The organism is Microcoleus sp. w1-18aA5 (assembly GCF_036701705.1).
Classification (GTDB): Bacteria; Cyanobacteriota; Cyanobacteriia; order Cyanobacteriales; family Microcoleaceae; genus Microcoleus.
Genome location: NZ_JAUPTE010000034.1, coordinates 37,910 through 58,735, shown reverse-complemented (window position 1 = coordinate 58,735; position 20,826 = coordinate 37,910). Strand labels below are relative to the sequence as shown.

General features: G+C 44.5%; 21 protein-coding genes. 13 read left to right on the top strand and 8 right to left on the bottom strand.

All coding sequences use genetic code 11. From position 1 onward, the window contains the following. The first annotated feature begins 64 nt into the window (after positions 1 to 64). The 5 genes from Q5691_RS14505 (at position 65) to Q5691_RS14485 (ending at position 3,837) form a co-directional block, all read left to right on the top strand. Complete coding sequence (locus Q5691_RS14505) at positions 65 to 889, top strand: DUF3153 domain-containing protein (RefSeq protein ID WP_333345358.1); 825 nt, start codon at positions 65 to 67, stop codon at positions 887 to 889. A gap of 198 nt (positions 890 to 1,087) precedes the next feature. Further along, positions 1,088 to 1,477 (top strand): LapA family protein, encoded by a 390-nt coding sequence (locus Q5691_RS14500; protein WP_333216210.1) that lies wholly within the window; start codon positions 1,088 to 1,090, stop codon positions 1,475 to 1,477. A gap of 66 nt (positions 1,478 to 1,543) precedes the next feature. After that, positions 1,544 to 2,359, top strand: a complete 816-nt coding sequence (locus Q5691_RS14495) for a segregation/condensation protein A (RefSeq protein WP_333311412.1) — start codon at positions 1,544 to 1,546, stop codon at positions 2,357 to 2,359. A 19-nt stretch (positions 2,360 to 2,378) separates the two neighbouring features. Then, on the top strand, positions 2,379 to 2,525 hold the full coding sequence (locus Q5691_RS14490; protein ID WP_333345357.1) for a hypothetical protein: 147 nt from the start codon (positions 2,379 to 2,381) through the stop codon (positions 2,523 to 2,525). A 151-nt stretch (positions 2,526 to 2,676) separates the two neighbouring features. Further along, the gene (locus Q5691_RS14485; protein ID WP_333084974.1) at positions 2,677 to 3,837 is read left to right on the top strand and encodes an NDP-sugar synthase; all 1,161 of its coding nucleotides are present in this window, start codon (positions 2,677 to 2,679) and stop codon (positions 3,835 to 3,837) included. A 231-nt stretch (positions 3,838 to 4,068) separates the two neighbouring features. On the opposite strand, the gene speA is transcribed toward Q5691_RS14485, so the two are convergent. The 3 genes from speA to Q5691_RS14470 form a co-directional block, all read right to left on the bottom strand. Then, the gene (speA, locus tag Q5691_RS14480) at positions 4,069 to 6,078 is read right to left on the bottom strand and encodes a biosynthetic arginine decarboxylase (protein WP_333216203.1); all 2,010 of its coding nucleotides are present in this window, start codon (positions 6,076 to 6,078) and stop codon (positions 4,069 to 4,071) included. A gap of 345 nt (positions 6,079 to 6,423) precedes the next feature. Next, positions 6,424 to 7,575: a helix-turn-helix domain-containing protein gene (locus Q5691_RS14475; RefSeq protein WP_333216202.1), complete on the bottom strand. Its 1,152-nt coding sequence runs from the start codon at positions 7,573 to 7,575 to the stop codon at positions 6,424 to 6,426. Positions 7,576 to 7,929: 354 nt separating this feature from the next. Then, the gene (locus Q5691_RS14470; protein WP_333216200.1) at positions 7,930 to 8,520 is read right to left on the bottom strand and encodes a DUF3611 family protein; all 591 of its coding nucleotides are present in this window, start codon (positions 8,518 to 8,520) and stop codon (positions 7,930 to 7,932) included. A 167-nt stretch (positions 8,521 to 8,687) separates the two neighbouring features. Between Q5691_RS14470 and Q5691_RS14465 the strand changes: the two genes are divergently transcribed. From Q5691_RS14465 to Q5691_RS14440, 6 genes are all read left to right on the top strand, one after another. After that, complete coding sequence (locus Q5691_RS14465; protein WP_172186391.1) at positions 8,688 to 8,858, top strand: hypothetical protein; 171 nt, start codon at positions 8,688 to 8,690, stop codon at positions 8,856 to 8,858. Between the two features lie 355 nt (positions 8,859 to 9,213). Then, the gene (locus Q5691_RS14460; protein ID WP_333216198.1) at positions 9,214 to 9,507 is read left to right on the top strand and encodes a hypothetical protein; all 294 of its coding nucleotides are present in this window, start codon (positions 9,214 to 9,216) and stop codon (positions 9,505 to 9,507) included. Positions 9,508 to 9,610: 103 nt separating this feature from the next. Further along, positions 9,611 to 10,039: a heavy metal-responsive transcriptional regulator gene (locus Q5691_RS14455; protein ID WP_333158165.1), complete on the top strand. Its 429-nt coding sequence runs from the start codon at positions 9,611 to 9,613 to the stop codon at positions 10,037 to 10,039. A 437-nt stretch (positions 10,040 to 10,476) separates the two neighbouring features. After that, positions 10,477 to 10,815, top strand: a complete 339-nt coding sequence (locus Q5691_RS14450; protein ID WP_333218586.1) for a DUF6972 family protein — start codon at positions 10,477 to 10,479, stop codon at positions 10,813 to 10,815. Then, positions 10,805 to 11,032, top strand: coding sequence for a hypothetical protein (locus Q5691_RS14445; protein ID WP_445250970.1), 228 nt, complete (start codon positions 10,805 to 10,807; stop codon positions 11,030 to 11,032). The genes Q5691_RS14450 and Q5691_RS14445 overlap by 11 nt, the downstream gene beginning before the upstream one ends. Before the next feature lie 117 nt (positions 11,033 to 11,149). Then, positions 11,150 to 11,773: a type II toxin-antitoxin system antitoxin SocA domain-containing protein gene (locus tag Q5691_RS14440; protein ID WP_333345355.1), complete on the top strand. Its 624-nt coding sequence runs from the start codon at positions 11,150 to 11,152 to the stop codon at positions 11,771 to 11,773. Positions 11,774 to 11,934: 161 nt separating this feature from the next. Here Q5691_RS14440 and Q5691_RS14435 read toward each other — a convergent pair whose 3' ends face one another. The 4 genes from Q5691_RS14435 to Q5691_RS14420 all read right to left on the bottom strand — a co-directional run bounded on the left by Q5691_RS14435 (position 11,935) and on the right by Q5691_RS14420 (position 16,225). Further along, complete coding sequence (locus Q5691_RS14435; RefSeq protein ID WP_333345352.1) at positions 11,935 to 13,569, bottom strand: hypothetical protein; 1,635 nt, start codon at positions 13,567 to 13,569, stop codon at positions 11,935 to 11,937. Between the two features lie 69 nt (positions 13,570 to 13,638). Then, positions 13,639 to 14,025, bottom strand: coding sequence for a hypothetical protein (locus Q5691_RS14430; RefSeq protein ID WP_333345350.1), 387 nt, complete (start codon positions 14,023 to 14,025; stop codon positions 13,639 to 13,641). Between the two features lie 11 nt (positions 14,026 to 14,036). Beyond that, positions 14,037 to 14,999: a hypothetical protein gene (locus Q5691_RS14425; protein ID WP_333345348.1), complete on the bottom strand. Its 963-nt coding sequence runs from the start codon at positions 14,997 to 14,999 to the stop codon at positions 14,037 to 14,039. A 26-nt stretch (positions 15,000 to 15,025) separates the two neighbouring features. After that, on the bottom strand, positions 15,026 to 16,225 hold the full coding sequence (locus Q5691_RS14420) for a hypothetical protein (RefSeq protein ID WP_333345346.1): 1,200 nt from the start codon (positions 16,223 to 16,225) through the stop codon (positions 15,026 to 15,028). Positions 16,226 to 16,442: 217 nt separating this feature from the next. Between Q5691_RS14420 and Q5691_RS14415 the strand changes: the two genes are divergently transcribed. After that, a complete protein-coding gene (locus Q5691_RS14415) occupies positions 16,443 to 17,894 on the top strand; it encodes an ATPase (protein ID WP_333345344.1) in 1,452 nt (483 codons plus the stop codon). Between the two features lie 848 nt (positions 17,895 to 18,742). Here Q5691_RS14415 and Q5691_RS27685 read toward each other — a convergent pair. Continuing rightward, a complete protein-coding gene (locus Q5691_RS27685) occupies positions 18,743 to 19,084 on the bottom strand; it encodes a winged helix-turn-helix domain-containing protein (protein ID WP_333214514.1) in 342 nt (113 codons plus the stop codon). Between the two features lie 865 nt (positions 19,085 to 19,949). Between Q5691_RS27685 and Q5691_RS14410 the strand changes: the two genes are divergently transcribed. Next, entirely contained in the window at positions 19,950 to 20,732 is a 783-nt protein-coding gene (locus Q5691_RS14410; RefSeq protein ID WP_333214508.1) for a DsbA family protein, read from the top strand. Positions 20,733 to 20,826 lie beyond the last annotated feature (94 nt).

The window sequence follows — 20,826 nt, the reverse complement described above, 5'->3', positions numbered from 1 at the left end:
CAGTGTCGGCAATTCAACGCTTTGCTAATTCATGCAAATAGGGAAACATAGGGAAAAATTTATAATGAAAGAGCCAAATGTCAAGGATGGAACTGGGAAGAAGAAAAAGCGCTTTTTCTTTCTTTTACCTTTGGTTTTTTGCCTTTTAACTCTAGTGACTGGATGCGTTCAGTACGATGTCGGGGTCAACTTTGAGAGTCAAACTCGTGGCGAAATCGTGCAGCACATAAAACTAGGGGAAAAGTTGACGAGCTTCAGCAGCGAAACTGTTGCAGAATGGTTGAAAAGCGTAGAAAGCCGGGTGAGGTTGCTGGACGGAAAAACTAAACGGGTTTCCCCCACAGAAGTTCTAGTGAGGATTCCTTTCAATAATGGAGCCGAGTTGCAAGACAAGTTCAACCAATTTTACAATCCGATCGCACCAACCACAAAATATCGGGAGGCAAGTCCGCTAGAAACCGATTTGCCGAAGTTTGAATCTCACCTTAGTGTCAAGCAGAATAATTTGTTATTAATGCTGCGAAATCGGTTGAGTTTGGAATTGGATTTGCGCTCTCTTTCTCTGCTTTCTTCTAATGGCAGTCTGCTGCTGAGTCCGGGGGGACTTTTGGAGCTAGACTTTAGCTTGAACACGCCTTGGGGCGCCGAAAGTATTGAAACAGTCGCCGGTGCGCTGGTTCCCGAAAGCTATCAGCAAGGAAAACAGTTAGTTTGGAAGCTCAAACCCGGAGAAGTTAACTATTTGGAGGCGATATTCTGGATTCCCAGCCCGGTAGGAATTGGGGCGCTGATTATTGCCTTGTTTGTAGCCGCGGGCATTGCTTTGAAATATCAAATATTGCCAGCACTGGGAATCGGCAAGAAACCCCAAAACATCGGTCAAACCTAAAGAGGATATCTCCTGCAGGGGCGGTTAACCAATATCTTCAATCAACTCTCAGAACTCCCATAAACCCGCCCCTCCCCGGATAGTATGGTCAATCAACCCGATTTTATCTTATCAAAAAAACTGAGAAGATCTGCCAAAAAAAGTTGACAAATGGTAAATAATTTGCTTAACCTGAATTGAGAATTAGGAACAGAGAAAATGCGATCGCTAAATTTCTTCTTCATCTTTCTGATTTGCTTGGCTCTAGTATTATTCAGCATCGAAAATACAGAGCCAGTTGCGATTCAAGTTATCCAAGGCGTCCAAGTTAAAGCTCCGCTGTGCGTAGAACTAATTGTAGCGACCGGATTAGGGGCAACACTAGCGTGGCTGTTCAGTCTGTGGTCGAGAATGCAGCGAACCCTCGCGTTGCGCCAAGAGATTCGCCAAGTTCGCGAAAAAGAGCAGCGGATTCAGGAATTAGAACAAAATCTTGAACGCTATAAAGCCGAAGTAGAAGGGCAACAACCTTTGTTAGAAAGTGCTGAACCGATAAGTCTAGAAATAGCAGCCATTGATGCCAAAGCTGCTGAAATAACCGCCACTTAATTTGATATGCTCTCTCGTTTTCCCAGAGGCAAAATCTAAAATCTAAAATCTAAAATCTAAAATCGAATGGCCGTTTCCCGAGACCAAGATGGGTTAGAAACGATTTCTGAGGGGATCGCAATTTTAATTGACCTAGCCGAACGGGGAGAAATTGATCCTTGGGACGTTAAGGTAATTGAAGTGTTCGATCGATGTCTGAGCAAGCTTACGAACGCCTGCGATGCCGATCAGAGTAAGGATTTCTCCGATTTGTCCCACTCCGGCCAAGCGTTTTTGTACGCTTCAATGCTGGTGTTGCTCAAAGCAGAAAGTATCGTCCTCTCCGAACCCCCCGCGAATCCCGACTCGGCCGACGAGCCGGCAGTAGAAGACGCAGAACACTCAGGCGGGCGACACTTGCCGCAGCATTTAGAGCGACAATTGCGCCGTCGCGGTGTAGCTCAACTACCGCAAAAACGCCCGGTGACTCTCCCAGAACTGATTGAGCAGTTGCAGCTAATGAAAGCAGCAATGGAGCAGACAGTTACTCCCCGACGCCGCCCTACTTCAAAAATGCGATCGCAAGCGGCACAGGCTATCTTTGAGCTAGCTCACCAAGAAAATCTCGTTGAAACTGCTAGTGAACTCGAACGGTTTCTGGCTCAGCGGGGCGCGGAAATTGACGAGGGTTGGCTGGACTTGGACAAATTGCTAGAGCTCTGGCATCATAACGATTTGCACTCTCCTGTCAACCCAGAACACCCGGTATCGACTGGGGAAGTTCACTTGCCAAATCATGACCGCGTGGGTATTTTTTGGGCGTTGTTGCTGCTATCGGCTCAGTCTAAAGTAGAGTTGCTTCAAGAGGAGTTTTACCAAGACCTCAAAATCCGCGCGCTTTGAGCTTGCAGGGTATTAGGTTATGGGGCGAAGCGAAACTAATAACTGTGCCGCTGCGTCGGTTAAAATTCCAGACAGAACCTCGCTCGCCGACATTCTGCTGCTGAGTCTCGAATGCGGACAGCGGGAGTGCGAAGTTTTTGCTGATTCCCGATTCCTGGTTTCTTAAATCAAGCAAATAGGGAAGAGTCATTGATAGCCTGGTACGATGTCGCCTATAAACAGGTCAGGATTTTGCCGCGCTCGATCGATTCGATCGCAACCGCTAGCATCTAATTGTTGAGTTTATATCAATTAACAGAGGGTTGAGGAAGTTAAGAATGAAAGCGATGATTCTGGCGGCCGGTAAAGGCACTCGCGTCCGTCCCATTACTCAGACAATACCCAAACCGATGATTCCCATCCTGCAAAAGCCAGTGATGGAGTTTTTGGTTGAATTGCTCCGACAGCACGGATTTGACCAGATTATGGTCAATGTTTCCCACTTGGCAGATGTGATTGAAAACTATTTCCGTGACGGTCAAAAGTTTGGGGTACAAATTGCCTATTCTTTTGAGGGGAGAATTAAGGAGGGAGAACTTATTGGAGAAGCTCTGGGTTCTGCTGGTGGCATGAAGCGGATTCAGGACTTCTCCCCGTTTTTTGATGATACTTTTGTGGTGCTGTGCGGGGACGCTTTGATTGACTTGGACTTGACTGCTGCTGTGAAGTGGCATCGAGAAAAAGGGGCGATCGCTACTATTGTTATGAAATCGGTTCCCCGCGAAGAGGTTCCCAGTTACGGAGTGGTGGTAACAGACGAGTCTGGCAAAGTTAAAGCTTTCCAAGAAAAACCTTCTGTAGAAGAAGCTCTGAGTACCGACATTAACACTGGTATTTATATTTTTGAACCGGAAATATTCAAATACATCCCTTCGGGTCAGGAATATGATATCGGTTCAGAGTTATTTCCCAAGCTAGTAGCAGAAGGCGCACCTTTTTACGGGATTAGCATGGACTTTGAGTGGGTGGATATCGGCAAAGTTCCTGACTATTGGCGGGCAATTCAGAGCGTGCTGCTGGGACAAGTTAAAAATGTTTCGATTCCGGGAATTGAAGTGCGCCCCGGCATTTACGCTGGTTTGAATGTAGCTGTCAACTGGGATAAGGTTGATATTACTGGGCCTGTTTACATTGGTGGAATGACGATCATTGAGGATGGAGCAAAAATTGTCGGCCCGACAATGATTGGCCCAAACTGTTGGCTTTGCAGTGGCGCCACTGTGGAAAACAGCGTGATTTTTGAGTATTCTCGTTTAGGGCCGGAGGTGCGGTTGGTTGACAAACTGGTGTTCGGGCGCTACTGCGTTGATAAAACCGGGGCTGCGATCGATTTGCAAGCGGCGGCTCTCGATTGGCTGATTACTGACGCTCGCCAAGTTTTACCAACTCAGCAGGGAGAAGAGCGGCGGGCGATCGCAGAAATTCTCCGTCCTGAATAATTGGTAATTGCTCAAGGTAAGGTGCGCTAGGCGCACCCTACTTTTACATTTATAAGCTCAGCTTTTAATTCTGGTAATGTGCTTAGGTTGTACCTCACATCTTCCACCATTCTCAAGAACAGGCTTTCCGGTCTGTTCCACAATAAAATCTACTCTTTGTGAACAGGCCGGAAAGCCTGTTCATAAAAGGCTTATTGACCGTGGTGGAACATCTCAGTTACACCCTACATTTTAAGACTGAAGATAAGTATATTGGCTGAGACTCCGCTCGTAATTTTGCAGCAAAAGCTGGGCCTCGGAAAGAGTAATTTTATTTTGCTGCAAAGCTGCTTCTGTCTGACGGCGGATGCTTTCAACCAAATTTTCTGAATCATACTGTACGTAGCTGAGGACTTCTTTCATAGTGTCTCCTTTCACAACGTGTTCGATATGATAGCCAGAAGGTGTTAGCTGAATATGAACTGCATTTGCATCGCCGAATAAGTTGTGAAGGTTGCCCATAATTTCTTGATAAGCACCCCCCAAAAATAGCGCTAAATAGTACGGTTCTCCTGGTTTGAGAGTATGCAGTTCCAAAACCGACTTTACATCTCGCAAATCGATGAATTGGTCGATTTTGCCGTCGCTGTCGCAGGTAAGATCAGCTAAAATACCGCGTTGAGTTGGTTCTTCGTCGAGTCGGTTAATTGGCATAATTGGGAATAATTGGTTAATTGCCCAACTGTCTGGTACTGACTGGAAAACAGATAAGTTGATGTAATAAATAGACGCCATCACCTTTTCTAAGTCTTCCAAATCGTCAGATACATATTCTTTTTGCCGCGCGATCATCTGGATTTTATCGCAGCAAGCCCAGTACAACTGTTCGGTTTTCGCCCGTTCCGCCATTCCCAAATAGCCTAAGTTAAATAAACTGACTGCTTCTTCCTTGAATTGGATAGCATCGTGATAAACTTCTTGGTAATTTTCGGGACTGATAGATTGGTAAATTTCGTAGAGATTTCGCGGAATTTGGTGCGCGTTTTCATCTACTGGTTCTGGTACTTCTCTGGGGACATCGCTAGTACCGAGTACGTCAAAAACTAACACTGATTGATGAGAAGCGATCGCCCGCCCGCTTTCGCTAATGATAATGGGAACCGGGATTTTCCGCTCGTCGCAAGCATCTTTCACTCCCGCTACTACGTCGTTAGCGTAGTTTTGCATATTGTAGTTTTTGGAAGCGTGGAAGTTTGTTTTAGAGCCGTCGTAGTCAACGCCGAGTCCGCCGCCTACGTCCAAGTAGTTCATATTAGCTCCCAATTTAGCTAATTCTACATAAATGTGGCTGGCTTCTCGAATGGCGTCTTTGATGACGCTAATTGAGGAAATTTGAGAGCCGATGTGAAAGTGCAGTAACTGCAAACAATCGAGCATTCCAGCTTTTTCTAGTTCGCCGACTGCGCGGATAATTTCAGGAATTGTCAAGCCAAATTTTGCCCGATCGCCCGTGGAGCCTCCCCAGCGGCCAACGCCTTTGGTAGTGAGTTTTGCTCGCACTCCCAAAATCGGTTTAATTCCTAATGCTTTGCTCGCGGCGATAGCGAGTTCTACTTCCTCAATTTGCTCCAGCACAATTACGGAAGTTTGGCCTAGCCGCTGCGCCAAAATAGCAGTTTCGATGTATTCGCGATCTTTGTAACCGTTGCAAATTAACAAAGCGCCTGGGGTTTTTAAGGTCGCCAAAGCTATCATTAATTCCGGTTTCGAGCCGGCTTCCAGTCCGAAGTGATGGGGTTGACCGAAACGCACCAAATCTTGAATTAATTGTCGGTGCTGGTTGCATTTGACTGGAAACACACCGCGATAGACATTTTTGTAATTGTACCGAGCGATCGCTCTGGCAAAACAAGAATTTAAGCGCTCGATCCGGTCTTCCAAAATATCAGAAAATCGAATCAGCAGGGGCAAAGCCAAATTTCGCTGTTTGAGAGAGTCTACCAGTTCGCACAAGTCGAGGGAACCGCCGCGATCGCCCTTGGGAGACACTGTAACGTGACCGGCTGCATTGATCGAAAAATACGGTTCGCCCCAACCTTGAATTCGGTAGAGTTTCTCACTATCTTCTATTGTCCAAGATGCTTTTGGCAGTTGAGCCGCCGTTACCAAAGCAGTGTCTGGTGCCGCCAAACTCGTGGCTGTTGGCGAGTGAGTCGATAGCGGATCGAGATCGGAGAAAGCAGCGGTGGCTGGGGAACTCATCTTATCGGAAACCTCTTTTAGGAGTGGTCAAATAGATAGTTTATCGCACATATCGGGTTTCCTGATGCAGTTGAAAAATCACTTTGGGTACACGGGCTGGCGATTTTAGATTTTAGATTTTAGATTTTAGATTTTAGATTTTAGATTTTAGATTTTAGATTTTAGATTTTAGAATTGACTCTACAGATGGATGAAGGTGGGGGATTGAACTAAAATCTCAACCGTAATTGCTCTCCTGGACTTATTTCTTCAAGCAAGTATGCGTATGGAGGTGAATTCGGAAACCAGGTTTCCGAGTTCACCTGCACCAAGAGAGTGGTCGGACGATCGATCGCCCGACACACACTAACCAAAAATCACCTCCGGCGGGGCCATGTCAGCCCCCATCCTCAATCCCCCGTTATTAGACTTCTTCAAGCCCGGTTGAGGTGCTTTTTCTGGGGTCTTCTGAGCCGGTGCAACTGAGGCTGGCGGTGTCACCTGCGGTTGAGGTACTGCCTGTGCTCCTGGCACCACGGGTTGCTGCGACAGCCAACCCAAACCCCCTACAGCCCCAGCCATCAAAGCGGTGTAGCCGATGTACAAATGCACCGGACGCATTTGAAAGCCTTCGCCTGAGTCGGAATCGGAAACAGACACATACATACTGGGAATTGGACTCGGAGCGGGTTTGGGCAAAGCATTCGCCATAGCGCTGCCGTCTAGTCCCAAGGCGTCGCCCAGTCTGCGGATAAAACCTCTAACGTAAATATCTTGGGGCAGTTTGTCGATTTCCCCATTTTCGATCGATTCGATGTGGTGAACCGGCACAAGAGTTTGACTGTGGAGTTGCAGCAGAGATAAGGAGCGAATTTGCCGTCCCTTACGCAATTCTCCACCCAACTCCCGCAGGCACTCTTCTCGCTGTTGAACTGCTATTGCTGCTTCTTCTTCCCTGGTGAGTTTTTTCGGCTTTTTGGGAAAACCAAACCCTGGGAAGGATTTTCCGGGGACGGTGACAGTTGCAGGTGGAGCAGACTCGAATTTAATTTCGTCTTGGGGCGCTTCTTTGCTGTCTTCAGAAGTGTCAGTGTCTCGATCGGAATTTTCTTCTGTGTCGGACTCGGTTTGGGGCGGCGCTTCCACACTAGCGCTGCGCCAATAGAAGACAGGAACAGCTACTGGTGGCTCCAATTCTTGAATTTCTGTCACCGTCTCAATGGCGGGACTTACAGCAGTAAAACTCTCTGGGGCTACTTGCGGTTCAATTTTGTTTTGTTTGGGAAATCGATCGAATGCGAGCTTGACGGCTTCTCTGCTAACTGCTCTAATTAAAATTTCGGCAGCGGAGGCTGCTTCACCCAACATTGTTTGCAAGCTAGCTAGAGCTTGGCTATAGGTGTCGCTACATACGAGTTCAGCTTCTATTTGACCTAGGACAGAACGAAAACTTTCTTGAGAAATTTCAATAGTTGGGTGATCTGTCACCCCAAAATAAGCCTCGGGTTTCAGTGCCATGATATTCATGTTGTCTTGGTAGAAGGTATCTGAGTACGTTCTTCGACAGGTTGGCAGTGATTCCGGATGTAGGTTGGGGGAGAGTGGGGCATCGGGCATCGGGCATCGGGCATCGGGCATCGGGCATCGGGCATCGGGCATCGGGCATCGGGCATCGGGCATCGGGCATTAGTAGGCCCTCACAAATAACCAATAACGCATAACCAATAACTAATAACCAATAACTTATAACCAATTCCCACTCATGCCCATGCCCTGCGCGGGCCAATTCCCTGGGAAGGCTCATGCCCCATGCCCCATTCCCTGGGAAGGCTCATGCCCCATGCCCCATGCCCCATGCCCAATTCCCCAGAACTATTGCTTGTGGATGCGATCGAGCAACCACAGAGCCCCGAAAATCCCGACAAAATGGGCAACAGTGGCGTGAGTATTGGCGAGTACCACAAATATATCTAGGGGCTGAATAAATCGGCCCACATCGACTGCGGCACCGAACAAGGCTTGCGGCTGAGCTAGAGATTTGGCTAAAAGCGTGCCGCTGATGGCTTCTGCGCCTATCAGCGTCAGCACCATTCCTGACAAGTTGCTCATCAGTGCCAGCCGCACCTCTTTGATCGTGTCTGCTTTTTTGGGACGGACAGCGTTAGCGGGCGATCGCAGTTGTCTCGACAAGCGGGTGAAGCGGAAAGAGCGATATACGCTGTAAGCAAGTACGGCCAGCCCGCAAATGGCAAAAAATACGCCGCCGCCGGTGCCGGCACTGGTTGAACCCGCAGCGGCGCTAGCCCTGGGGAGGGCGAAGGGGATGGCAAAGAGCAAAATGATCGCCGCTACCACCCCTAGCACTACCTGTACCCAGAAGCAAATCCAGCCTGTTGTACGAAGGGCAAAGGCTACTCGCTGTACGGCGACAGGAAGCTTATCGTTATCTAACTGATTAGTCATATTTTGAGCGGGTATAATTAATTGGCATTAGTTGGTGGCAGTTTTTTCTCTTCCGGGACGGTTGACGGCGGTTAACCCTCTTTATAATAGAAGTAGCAATGTTTAAGATTTGTAACTAACATTGAATTTCACATTTGAATAGCGTCGATCGCCAGGTACCCAAAGCAATGACACAACTACAACCCACCGTCACTCCCAAACTGGAACAGCCTAAGTTTGGCTTCAACAGCTATGCGGAACGCCTTAACGGTCGAGCCGCGATGATCGGTTTTTCTCTAACTTTAATTATCGAGTATGTCACAGGCCAGGGCTTGCTGTCCTGGTTAGGTCTCAACTAATTTTAGCAATGGCGCGGTCAGCCTTACACTTTGTCTTGACTCAAACGGCAGGGGGTGTGAGTTCTGCTGACCGCGACCAATTCGGGAATTGATTAAAATATTAATTAGAAACAAGCCCAGCGACTTCTCTGTCGAGAGAGATCTGTTCCCGAATGCAATCGCTGGCTTTTGGAGGTATATATGGGGTGGAATTTTGATTTGACAAGCTTGGCAATTTTGCCTCGCTCCCGTACAATTCCCCACAGGCGAGAAGATTAATTTAGGTGAAGCTAGTCTCCCTTGCTAAAAATCCCGATCGTTCCGCCAACTCTAAGTTTTAGAGCTTGTAAATAAATATAGAACAGAGTAAAACCAAATGAATGCTTCGTGGACGCGACTTTTGAGGTCAGCTTACCGTAGAGAACCAATTACCAGCTTTGTTGTGACAGTGGGCATTGTCGATGCAGCCATCGGCAGCATGGGTGCGAGTGGCTCTTTATTGGCTTTTGGACTGGGTACGGCTGGGGTGGCGATGGGTCTCCGCTGGTGGCAATTTTACCGCTCTGGAGCCGAACAACCCGCACCTGCTCCTGAATACTATCTTCCTCCTCAGTCTTCTAGACCTCAGTTGCCCGTGCTTAATGTGTCTAAAAAAAATCCTCCTTATTAAGATTACCGGGCAATGGTGACTGGGTGAGGTGCCGATCGACTCCCTGGATCTGAGGCACTAAAAGATCGGGCAAGAAAGTCTTTCGATCTTGGATGCTGAGTTTATGAATATTTCTGTGGCCGAGAAACTGTACAAAATTGGCTCTGTAGCTGCCTGTAGTGGTTTGTCGGTGAAAACTGTTCGTTACTATGAGGAGATGGGCTTGCTGTCTCCTGCGGTAAAGCGATCGCCCGCTGGTTATCGCTTGTTTGGCGAAACGGTATTTAATAGGTTGGCGTTTATTAAACGCTCTCAGGCTCTGGGTTTGAGCCTTCAGGAGATTAAGGATATTTTACAGGTTCGCGATCGGGGAGACTTGCCTTGCTCTGAAGCGAAGCAGCATCTAACGGCTAAGGTAGAGGAAATTTCCGTGCAAATTGCAGCCTTAGAAACTTTGAAGGGGGAGTTGCAAGGCATTCTCAACTGCTGGCAAGAGCAACCCTCGCAGGCGAGCATTACTAGCACGATTTGTCCGAACATTCAGCGGGATTGAGCAGCGGAAAGATACAAAAAAAGGGAAGGAATTATGGGTTTCCTTCCCTTGATGGTTTTGTTGGTGGTTTTGTCGATCGTGTTGAGCTTTTAACTGTTTTCGCAGAGTTTGCTGTTGCTTTTTGAGTTGCCGAGCTCTGGCTGAGCCGCCTTTACCTTTGGAGTTTCTACCCTCGCTGCGGGGAGACTCCCAACTTTTTAGTCTCATGTTTTTCATTTTTTGCACTACTTCTATAATACACCGCCAGATTTTGACTGTCAAGTATTTTTTAGAGCGATATTTCCTAGTATCAACTGTTGACTGATGGGGATTTGCTAAAGGCATAGCGATGCTGCCCCCATTGTCGGCTGCTGGTTACGCCTACAGGCTTTTTCACAGTTTGGGATGTAAGGGCGATCGCATGATTTAATCATACTTGTATGCTCAGTAATTAATTAATGAGTGGAATTAATCGCCAAATCACCCTTGACAGCAGGCACATTGCTAAACACTTGCCAGACACGCCACAAATGAGAAGACTGCTTAATAAAGGACGTGCTGCTCATATTTTTAACGATGAGGCTACTATGAATCAGGTAGCTCAAGCCATAATAGAAGATGGAGAATTTACAGGTACGATTCGGGGCTACGATCGTTATGGTATGTTTTTTGCTGAATCAATTGGTTATAGAGTTGACCCGGATGGTAGCCGTCTTTTACTTTACTACGGAGAGATAAAAGTTGATGCAGAAAACCGATACCACGTTACGCCTCGAAGCCGATTTAGTGAAGAATAACTGGGAATTTACAGAGGTATGGATAGATCCAAATCTTTCACCGCCTTATCTGCTTTTGTTACTAAGTGACGCTGAGGGAAATTGTCGGATATACGATCCGGCTGAGGGTTATAAAGTTGTGTTTTCTAGTCAGAGTTATGATGAGGCGCAGTATTGGCTTTTAGAGGATGAGTATGAACCCGTAGAAGGGCGGCTGAGTGTGTCGGAGTTAGTTTGAATAATTCATGTAGGGGCGATCGCGCTTTTTGGCAATTTGGGATGTAAGGGCGATCGCTATTAGGTCATTATTCCGCACTGTTTGCTACAATTATTTAAGTCAGCTTTAAAAACTGCCATGACCCAAGCTACCTCAATAACAACTGAATATCAAATAACTGTAAGTTCTCCGGTATGGCAAAGAGTTGAGCAAATTGCCGGAGAATTTAACTTGTCAGTTTCTGAACTATTGGAACAGATAGGCGAAGGTCAACTGAAAGTTGTTGCGGTTGCAACTAATTCGGAAAAAATCAGCGATCGAGATATTGCAAATGCTTTGATTTGGTTAGCCGCGCAAACTGATGTAGCAATCAACGTCTACAAGCTACAAAAACTCGTGTATTACGCTCAAGCTTGGTATTTAGGAGTTTACGGCACGCCACTATTTGATGCAGATTTTCAAGCCTGGATTCACGGCCCGGTTATTCCTGATTTATTAGAGAAGTACCAATGCCAATTTAGTTGGGAACCAATTACAGAGAAAATCGAACAACCGAAACTTCCCCAAAAAATTGGGCAATTTATCGAAGAAGTTGCTGAGGCATATTTTGAGTATGATGATGAAACTTTGGAACGAATGATTTGCAGTGAAATGCCTTGGCTAGAAGCGAGAGGGGATTTGCTGAGAGATGAATCTTGTCATGCGATTATTTCTCAAGAGTCGATGAAAAAATATTATTCTGGTCGTGTTTTCTCTAAATAATATAAGTGAGGGCGATTCCCTACGGGATAGCTGCGCTTCACGCGCTTTTTGACAATTTGGGACGTAAGGGCGATCGCGATTTCTAGTAACTAGGATATCAGCAGCTAGGATTTGGGCTTAATCTCTGGTAATTTAAAACTTAATTGGTAATATGGATAAAATCACGGAGCTTCAGTTTTGATTCGGTTGCTTATTAGCGTGTAGTTGTTCTGATAATCAGCAAGCTTTTCTTTAGCTTGAGCTTCCACAAATGTACCTTGAGGAATAGAACTTAACAAGTTGATCGCCTGCTGCAATTTTGATTGAGCATTCTGCCACACTTCTTTAGGATGAGGTGGATTATTCACCATGAGGGCAGCTTCCCCTGCTAGTTTTTGGGCGGCTTCTAAATTAGTGGCTGCTTTCTGTTCAGTGACAATTCTATTAGTAATCGCCTGATAGTTAGTTCGATAAACACTTAGCTTTTCTTGAGCTTGAGTTGCAACAGCCGAATTGTCTGGAATTGCCTCTAACAAGTTGATTGATTCCTGCCACTTCCCTTGTACTTGCTGCCAATTTTCTAGTGGATGAGGTGGATTTTGAGTCATAACGGCAGCTTCCATTGCTAGTTTTTGAGCTGCTGCTAAATTTGTTGCTGTTGGGTCTGGCTGAGGAGTCGGTGTTAAGGTGGGTGAAGCTTCAGAATTTGTTTTTTGCTCTCCAACATTTAGAGGAATTCCCGAATTTGGTATTGTCTGCTGACTCGGTGAAATTTGAAAGGTAGTTTTCCAGCCGACAAAACCCAAAACTGCTAGAGTCAGTGTGGATAGTATAAGTATCCAGCCACTTCTACCCCCGCGTCTTTGCTCTGAAGACATGGTACGGTCAATAGAATTTAGAGATTCTCCTGTCTGTGTGGATCTTTCACTTTGCTTACGACTAGGTTTTTTTTGTTCCTTGCGACGGCGTTCTTTTTCTAGGTGCTTAAGAGATTGTTCAGCCTCTCCTCTTAACCTATTAGCCCGGTCAATTAAAGCATTAGCTTTTTCTTTTAAAGATACACATTCATTCAAGATAATTCCTAATGTTGTAGTTTGACCATCATAAGATATAATAAGCCCATGCTCTTCATCAAACCATTCTATCGCAAACACTGATTCCCCAAAGTAAGATATAAAAGCTTTTATGCGCTCAATAGGCTCGACATTACGTTCAAGATTGTGTACGATACTATCCAGTTTAGGCTGAACCTGTTTTAGCTGTTCTTGAGCTACCTTTATTTGCTGAACTTGTTGCCTTAAACTTTGCTCTTCATCAAAGTCTATGTGAATTCTTAAATTTTCATCAATTTGCCTTACTTCTTCTGGGACCCTTAGAGATTTCCTTTCCCATTCTAGCTTGATCAATAATTGTGAATCATTTAAAATATTTTCTGCTATATTCTTTAGACCCTCGCCCCACTCAGTTAAGTTTTCAACATTTTCTATTAAGTCAGCAAGAGACGTTTCCTTATCTGGGTCGCCCAATTTGTCTGCAAGCAATTTGCTCCCCCCTGCGACAAGTCCCTCTACTAAAAATCCACCAGGTATTAACAAGCCCGCCACCGCCCCTAACCAAGGTATCGCTCCCAAAAATCCTTTATTGAATCTCTCATTATTTAATACTTCTTCAAGTTCCTTGCCAATAGTATTTAGTCGCTTTAGAAGATTATCGATCTTCCCAATTTCACGTCTGATTTCGCTAGGATTGCCAATAGTAAGTTTCATTGCTTCGGCAATTTCTGGCAGTTGGTTTAGAAGGTTTTCAAGGTCAGCCATAATTTACTCTCCTTTAGAGTGGGGGAATCCCCACTGTAGTTTATCAATAATCGTTTAACAGCTAGCTAATTAAAACTTCCACTCGTGGTTTGGATCGGCGAGAGCAGCCTGCACAGAAGATAAATTAGCCAGTTCTTTAAACGGGCTAGACTTAGCAAGCTCTGTAATCGAATCTAATGCTAATCCCAGTTGCTCATTATTACCAGATGCTATTGCTCGATCGACCACATCGAAAAGTTGCTGAAAATTTTTCGATCGTTCATCAAAGGAGCGATCGAGGTACTCCATTAACAAGTCACGTTGAGCTTTAATCTTGGCTAGGCTTTCGTTTTCCCAAGATTTAATTTCACGACGCTTTGTCCGCTCTTGTTCCGCGATTTGCTTGTACTCAGCGTAATGTGCAATAACTTGCTGCAAGACATCACCACAGCTAACAAACGCTGCCATTTTGCTCATTGTTAATTTCCTCACAGATTCCGGTATTTTGCTTGAATATTCGCCACGGCCGAATTCAGATTTCCTTGGCTGTCTAACACAGGGGTTTTCATAATTTCTACAAGGGCTTTCACCAGTAGGGCTACCTGTTGAAACTTAGCAGCATCTTGAACTCGATCAAAGGGTTTTGATTCAAGTTCGTTGAGAAGTAGAGCAACGCGATTGTCTAAATCAGACACCAATTTGCCTAATTCTTTGACTCGCCGTTCGACTTGTCGGATGAAATCTCTAGCCTCTTCAATTTTGGCAACTTCAACGTTAACCTGAGCTTCGTATTCACGTGCTTTCGTTAAAGCTTCCTCACCTTTACCTGCAATTTGGAAACCGCCAACAGCTAAAGCAGGGCCAAGTGCAATACCTCCGAGTACAGCGCCACCTAGTGCCATGCTGCCACCGCCTAACCACGCCGCCACACCAGACATACCGAGTTGAGAAACAGCTACATTGGTACTAAACAAGCCAAAAAATTGAGGAACTGCAACTGTCCCAAAAGTTTGCGCCACGCCTACTGCTGTAGCACCAGCAGCCGCGCCTGCCCCTGCGGCTGAAGTCACACCTTGCAATACTTCCTGACCTTCCAGCGCGACAGTTTTGTATTCTTTTAGGTGCTGAATTGATATGCCTTCTAGTCCAGCTAAAAATTTCATATCACTTTGGGAAGCTTTCTGACCAATGCGTTCGATGAAAGCCACAAAGCGCCCAATAGTACGATGCCTTACACGAATTTGCAGTTGACCGTAAACTTCTGCTAATCTGTTGGCTGCTTCCCAGTCTACTGTTAGATCGCTGACTGCTTTCTCGTGTCGATATTGGGCTCGCTCTCCTATTTCCTTGGCTTGATTGATGTTACCAAAGCCTTCAGTACCTTTCACAGCGCCATACGCAGCAGTAGCTAAAACAGCAGCGCCCATAATAAACGGAATTACAAAAATCATAAACCACTCCTTTTCTTCCCAGTAAATCAATCACCCAAAGACACGTTTAGCTCCCAGTTTTTATCCTCCATCTCTTGATATGAATATGTCAAATCGCCTCGCCTACCGATCTGAATTGTGTAAAACTCTGCTTTTCTTATACCATTCACTTCGATAGAAAATTGGCAGTGGTTATCAGATATTATTTTACCTATGCCTAACTCTCCAGTCGCAATAGTTTCTCCTTTATGATCTTTTACTAGCACCTGCCTACCACTTTTAATATCCCCGTAACCTCCTTTTCCATTACAAAACTGACCCACTCCACCGAAGAAGTCATCCTTGAGTGTTAGTGAGCCTTTAATATTGTGATTGAAACCTAAAAAAGGTATTCCTTTAAAGGTTAGAGTTGCTAAGACAATAACTCCTACTATAATCAAACGTTTTTGACGCTCTGGATTTTCATTAATATAATTTTGGCCGATGTCTAACAATTCTTTGAATTTTCGTTCTTTAAGCAAATCAATAATCGGAGTCAATGAATCAGTCAAATTTGCAAATTTATCTGTTGATAATTTTTTTGAATCTGAACTAACCTCTGCCTTTAGCTGAAACTCTCGATTCCAAGCCGGAAAATCCTCACCCGCCTGCTGCCCGTAAACCTTCACAGAAGCGATCGCCCCCGCCTTCAAATTCGTCAACTCCCTGCGGACAACCCTGATAGAAACCTCCTCATCAGGAACCCGATCGCCCTCCAGCATCACCTGCAAACAACCGTCTTGCAAACTCGCAGTCGCCGTAATCCCCTTGTTTTGCAACGGAAGATTTAACAGACTGGCGATCGCCTCCACATCCCCAAGCTTAGCCCGTTCCTTCAAACTAAGCTGATTTGACTCCGTATTTTCACTAGGACTTGTCCGCCCCTCTGTAACATCCGTAACAGGCAACTTTAGCCCCGCCACTTCAAACTCTTGACTCCACGCCGGCACTTTTGCGCCCGTCTGTCGCCCGTAAACCTTGACTTTCTCAATCGATGCAGCCCCCAAACCAGCGATCGACTTACTCACCCACGGGGCCAAGACTTGCTGACTAGGCGCTTCTGCCGCTTCCAGCATCACCTGTAAACACCCATCCTTAAGGGAAGCTGCGGCGGTGATGCCCTTGGCTTGTAGCTGGCGGTTCAGCAGAAGCGCGATCGCCTTTGCATCTCCCTGTTTCGCGAGTTCCAAAATATTCGGTTGTGTCATAACAGGTAGATAACGGTAGCGCTTAGCAAAACGTTTTGTTGTCTTAAGTATAAATTCTTTCCTAAATGCCAAAGCTTGTCAAGCCATATAAAGTCATATTTAGTAGTTGTTTTCCATCCCAACTAGGTCATAAAAAGTCACATTTAGTTGGTTGCTAGCGAAAAAGTCATATTTAGTTGGGTTACAATCAGGTCAACCCCTTGCATCTCCCTGACCGATGGACGTTGAAGAAGCCTTAGAATTTGTAGACCATCTAGCTTTGACTACTACGGGAAAACATTTAGATAGTCTGCAAAAAGCTATATTACGCGGTGCTTGGGACAATCAGAAATATAAAGAAATTGCACAGCATCACAACCGTTCAGAGAAATACGTTAAAGAAGTTGGCTTTAAATTATGGAAACTTTTATCAGTTGCATTAGGCAAGGAACAAGTATCTAAAGCAAATTTTAGAGCCAAACTGGAAAATTTACAAGCTTCTAATATTGTCTCACTCGTCGGGAATGGCTGTATCCATATTGGCAACCTCTCTTCTGAAAGTTTGCCCTCCCCAGAAGTCTCACAATCTGAACCGCAAGACAAGAATAAATTTAACGAAAAAACAAGCAATTCCGAACGGAAAATACATTTAGACTTATCGGACGCACCAGAACCCAACCTATTCTATAACCGCACATCCGAACTCACCACCCTCCAAAACTGGATTTTAGGCCGCACCCGCCTCATCACCATCTTAGGCTTATCCGGTATTGGCAAAACCGCCCTTACTCTCCAACTAATCTCACAAATTCAACACGAATTCGATCGCATCATCTGGCGAAGTCTCCGCAACTCTCCACCCCTCGCATCACTCCAAACCGACTTAATTAAATCCTGTAGGGGCGGTGCCCCCGTGCCCGCCCCCTCCGTGCCCGCCCCCTCCGTGCCCGCCCCCTCCGTGCCCGCCCCCTATCCTGAAGAAAGGGCAACCACGGGGGGATTGCCCCTACTAGAATATTTACGATCGCACCGCTGTCTGATCATCCTCGATGATATCCAAACCATCTTCAGCAGCCAACAACTCGCAGGAAATTACCAACCTGGATATGAAAATTACGGCACATTCTTCAAACAACTAACAGAATCATCCCACAACAGTTGCTTAATCCTCCTGAGTTGGGAAAAACCCAGAGAAATCGCCGCCTTAGAAGGCGAAAACCGCCCCTGCAAATCTCTGCAACTCAACGGTTTAGGCCCGGAAGCACAAGAAATATTCAGAGAAAAAGGATTAGCAGAACCGGAGAAATGGTCAGAACTAATCGACCTTTACCGAGGCAATCCCTTATGGTTAAATATAGTTACCACATTGATTCAAGACTTATTCGGCGGTAGCGTTTCCGAATTCCTCTCCTATGATACCCTATTCTTAGGAGACTTAGAATCACTCCTGCACCAGCATTTCGATCGCCTAACCGCATCCGAACAACAGGCGATCGCATGGCTAGCCAATACCCCCGAACCTGCCGACATCTCAAAAATACCAGAAAACCTGCAACTATCACCGCCCGAACTCTTGAAAGTCATGCAATCTTTAGGACGACGGTCATTAGTTGAAACAGTCAAACAAAACGGGCGATCGCACTTTACGATCGGGCCAGTAATCAGAGAGTATATAACAAACAAAAAATGAAAATCGCCACCTGGAACCTCAACTCAATCCGGTAGTAATAAATATGTAGTGAAGTTTAATTACAGTAATTGAATATAGCAATCCTATAGCAAGTCTATTTGAGTTGTGAATGTAGAACAACCTGAAATGCTTGTGATGATTGAATCGATTGTTTACAAATCAAATGGTTTTGCTATAAATGATTTTCTATATCTAGAGCAATCCTAAATAATTTTCTGTGTGTAAGTATATTGACGTATTTTGGGAAAATCAAATTTATGTTCCTTAGTAAGCTGTTCACCATTTAAATTTCAGAGGCTATCTAGGCCAGTAAAGGGTTTCAGGCTCTGAAATACGCAGTTTAAATGCTAAACAGCTTAAAAAATTCAAACAAAAATTTGACAATCTTAAAAGACCTACATAAATACCAATACTTTTTTAAAAAGTTTTTAACTTTTAACCAAATATCTTCAACGGGATTCTGTTGGGGAGCATTGGGAGCAAATAAAATACAAGTAATTGACTAATTATCAGGTTTTTTGTCACCATTTAGTTCTAATAAAAACTCTCTAAATTCTCCATATTTATGATAACTAGCTCCATTCCAAATCCAGATAATCTTGCGATTTTTATATTTATTTCGTAAGTATTTTATGAATTTAACTGTGGATTTTTTATCACCAGATGGATGGCTCTGAACATGGAATCTTTGCTTTAATAATTGACTGCGCCAAAATAAGTTTGTCTATCTTTTTCATTGGTAATTGGGACTGCAATTCTAATTTTTGATTAACCCCAAACATAACCAGTCAGATCACCATGAAGTAGATGACATTCATCTAAAAACAATACTATTATTTCCCCAGACTCTATACCAGCCTTGTTTTGTTTTTGAATAAAATATCGTTAATCTCTTCCGTTTTTTTTGTTACCAGTTCTTTATCAAAGTTAGGATTAGTTTTTTGAGTTTTTTTCCAACTTATTTTCGCCCGATCGAAAAGTTGATAGTAACTCTCTTTTGATTTATATATCACACCAAATTCTTGAGCTAAATAAGTAACCAACTCATCTAAGTTCCAATATTCTTTATTCTTTAACCACTCGATTACTTCAGTATTTTGCCGAGATGTTAAATACCCTTTTGAACCTTTATGTCTTAGTTTTATTCCGGCGATGCCTTTGGTTTTAAATTGTTTTTTCCAATAACCAATGAAAAACTTACTTACACCTAATATTTTGCTGATTTCATGGTAGATTTAACCTGAAAGCCCCATCCTTACAGCTATTGCTCGTTTTAGTTCTCTTGCATCGATATCGCTTTTCTTTTAATGAAATCTTCTAATTGGGCTAAGCTGTTCTACATTTAAACTGTGTGTCGAAAATCAATAAAACTCTTGTGGGACGGGCTTCTAGCCTGTCCCAATTTTCTAATTTAAATGCGTAACAGCTTATTTTTTTTTCCATATTTTTTTTTGTGAACGTTGGAAGTTATTCATTTTTTTTTGTCATAATTAAGTATTGCATATAATTGTATCACAGTCTTGATAATGATTTAGGATTGCTATAACGACGGAGATTCGTGAAGTTGACCTTGCCATAGGCCAGCAAAATAGTTGAAAATAAAGTGATTAAAAACTTCTTTTGGGGTTGACTAATCCGACATTTGTTGTACTATGGATTCAATAATTTTCATAAGGCAATCTGTTGAGCTTGTGTGTTTTTATAGCTTAGCCTAAAAGAGTCCCTTTTTTTATGTTGATTTTGGGTTCAGATTGCACTCACTTTTTTCACTTCTCTGCGGTATTGCGATCGCCTCCCTCTTTAAAAAGTGTCCGGAGTATTGTTGAGGCGAAATTATATTATAATAAATTCCCATTATTTAAATCTTAATTATTAGGTTAGTCGGTGTTCGTGTGATTCACAACCTTTCCCAATTACCGACTACGAATTACCGATCGCCACTAAATAAATATTGGTCACAGATAAAAAGAACTGCACAGCAGTCAACAGCGGTATACCTGACACTCCGCAAAATTAAATGTAGGATTAAGTGTTGCCGTGAATCAGAAAAAAAAGATGAACGTATCCACTATTTGGCGAAAACTCCGCAGCCAGCAAGCCTTCTGCTTGGCTGTACTCCTGGCAGGTTGCCTGGTATTTATCGGTTGTTCCCCCGCACAGTCAACGGCTGGCAATTCAGTCGATCCCAAGTTGAAAGAGCAAGTCTTGCAGGTGATCCGCGAAAATCCCCAAGCAATTTTAGAGTCGGTACAAGCGTACCAGCAACAACAGCAGCAGTCTCTCAAAGCAGCGCAGCAGTCATTTTTGCAGGAGATGAAAACTAATCCCAAATCTTCGATAGGGGATTCTCCCACCACGGGTTCAGCTTCGCAGCAGATTGTACTTTTAGAATTCTCTGACTTTCAATGTCCGTTTTGCGCGCGCGCTCACGATACTGTCAAGCAGTTTATGGCAAAGCACCAGGACAAAGTTACTTTAGCTTACAAGCATTTTCCCTTGACTTCTATTCACCCTCAAGCGCTGCCAGCAGCTAAAGCAGCTTGGGCGGCGGGCCAGCAGGGCAAATTCTGGGAATATTACAGCGCTTTGTTTGAAGGGCAGAAAGATTTAGGCGAGCCATTGTACGCATCGATCGCCCAAAAGCTCAATCTAAAATTAGATAAATTTAACACCGATCGCAACAGCCCCGCTGCAGAAGCCGCCATTGCCAAAGACGTGCAACTCGCTCAACAACTAGGCATTGAAGGCACTCCCTTCTTTATTATGAACGGCAAAACTTTCTCCGGGGCGATCGAGCTTTCTGAGATGGAAAGCATTCTCGCCTCTGTCTCGAAATAAGTAATTCCTGACTCTTAGAAACCGAGTCTAAAAATGCGTTCCCAGCCAAAGTAGGCTGGGAACGAGAAAAACCAGAAAAACTCGAAAAATCTTT

Bases quoted from the DNA above. Each gene is read 5' to 3' on its own strand.
- Q5691_RS14455 (WP_333158165.1), top strand. From the start codon at position 9,611: ATGAATATTTCTGTGGCCGAGAAACTGTACAAAATTGGCTCTGTAGCT.
- Q5691_RS14430 (WP_333345350.1), bottom strand. From the start codon at position 14,025: ATGAGCAAAATGGCAGCGTTTGTTAGCTGTGGTGATGTCTTGCAGCAA.
- Q5691_RS14410 (WP_333214508.1), top strand. From the start codon at position 19,950: ATGAACGTATCCACTATTTGGCGAAAACTCCGCAGCCAGCAAGCCTTC.
- Q5691_RS14505 (WP_333345358.1), top strand. From the start codon at position 65: ATGAAAGAGCCAAATGTCAAGGATGGAACTGGGAAGAAGAAAAAGCGC.
- Q5691_RS14500 (WP_333216210.1), top strand. From the start codon at position 1,088: ATGCGATCGCTAAATTTCTTCTTCATCTTTCTGATTTGCTTGGCTCTA.
- Q5691_RS14475 (WP_333216202.1), bottom strand. From the start codon at position 7,575: ATGGCACTGAAACCCGAGGCTTATTTTGGGGTGACAGATCACCCAACT.
- Q5691_RS14450 (WP_333218586.1), top strand. From the start codon at position 10,477: ATGAGTGGAATTAATCGCCAAATCACCCTTGACAGCAGGCACATTGCT.
- Q5691_RS14495 (WP_333311412.1), top strand. From the start codon at position 1,544: ATGGCCGTTTCCCGAGACCAAGATGGGTTAGAAACGATTTCTGAGGGG.
- Q5691_RS14425 (WP_333345348.1), bottom strand. From the start codon at position 14,999: ATGATTTTTGTAATTCCGTTTATTATGGGCGCTGCTGTTTTAGCTACT.
- Q5691_RS14465 (WP_172186391.1), top strand. From the start codon at position 8,688: ATGACACAACTACAACCCACCGTCACTCCCAAACTGGAACAGCCTAAG.
- Q5691_RS14440 (WP_333345355.1), top strand. From the start codon at position 11,150: ATGACCCAAGCTACCTCAATAACAACTGAATATCAAATAACTGTAAGT.
- Q5691_RS14435 (WP_333345352.1), bottom strand. From the start codon at position 13,569: ATGGCTGACCTTGAAAACCTTCTAAACCAACTGCCAGAAATTGCCGAA.
- Q5691_RS14485 (WP_333084974.1), top strand. From the start codon at position 2,677: ATGAAAGCGATGATTCTGGCGGCCGGTAAAGGCACTCGCGTCCGTCCC.
- Q5691_RS14460 (WP_333216198.1), top strand. From the start codon at position 9,214: ATGAATGCTTCGTGGACGCGACTTTTGAGGTCAGCTTACCGTAGAGAA.
- Q5691_RS14420 (WP_333345346.1), bottom strand. From the start codon at position 16,225: ATGACACAACCGAATATTTTGGAACTCGCGAAACAGGGAGATGCAAAG.
- speA (WP_333216203.1), bottom strand. From the start codon at position 6,078: ATGAGTTCCCCAGCCACCGCTGCTTTCTCCGATCTCGATCCGCTATCG.
- Q5691_RS14490 (WP_333345357.1), top strand. From the start codon at position 2,379: ATGGGGCGAAGCGAAACTAATAACTGTGCCGCTGCGTCGGTTAAAATT.
- Q5691_RS14470 (WP_333216200.1), bottom strand. From the start codon at position 8,520: ATGACTAATCAGTTAGATAACGATAAGCTTCCTGTCGCCGTACAGCGA.
- Q5691_RS14415 (WP_333345344.1), top strand. From the start codon at position 16,443: ATGGACGTTGAAGAAGCCTTAGAATTTGTAGACCATCTAGCTTTGACT.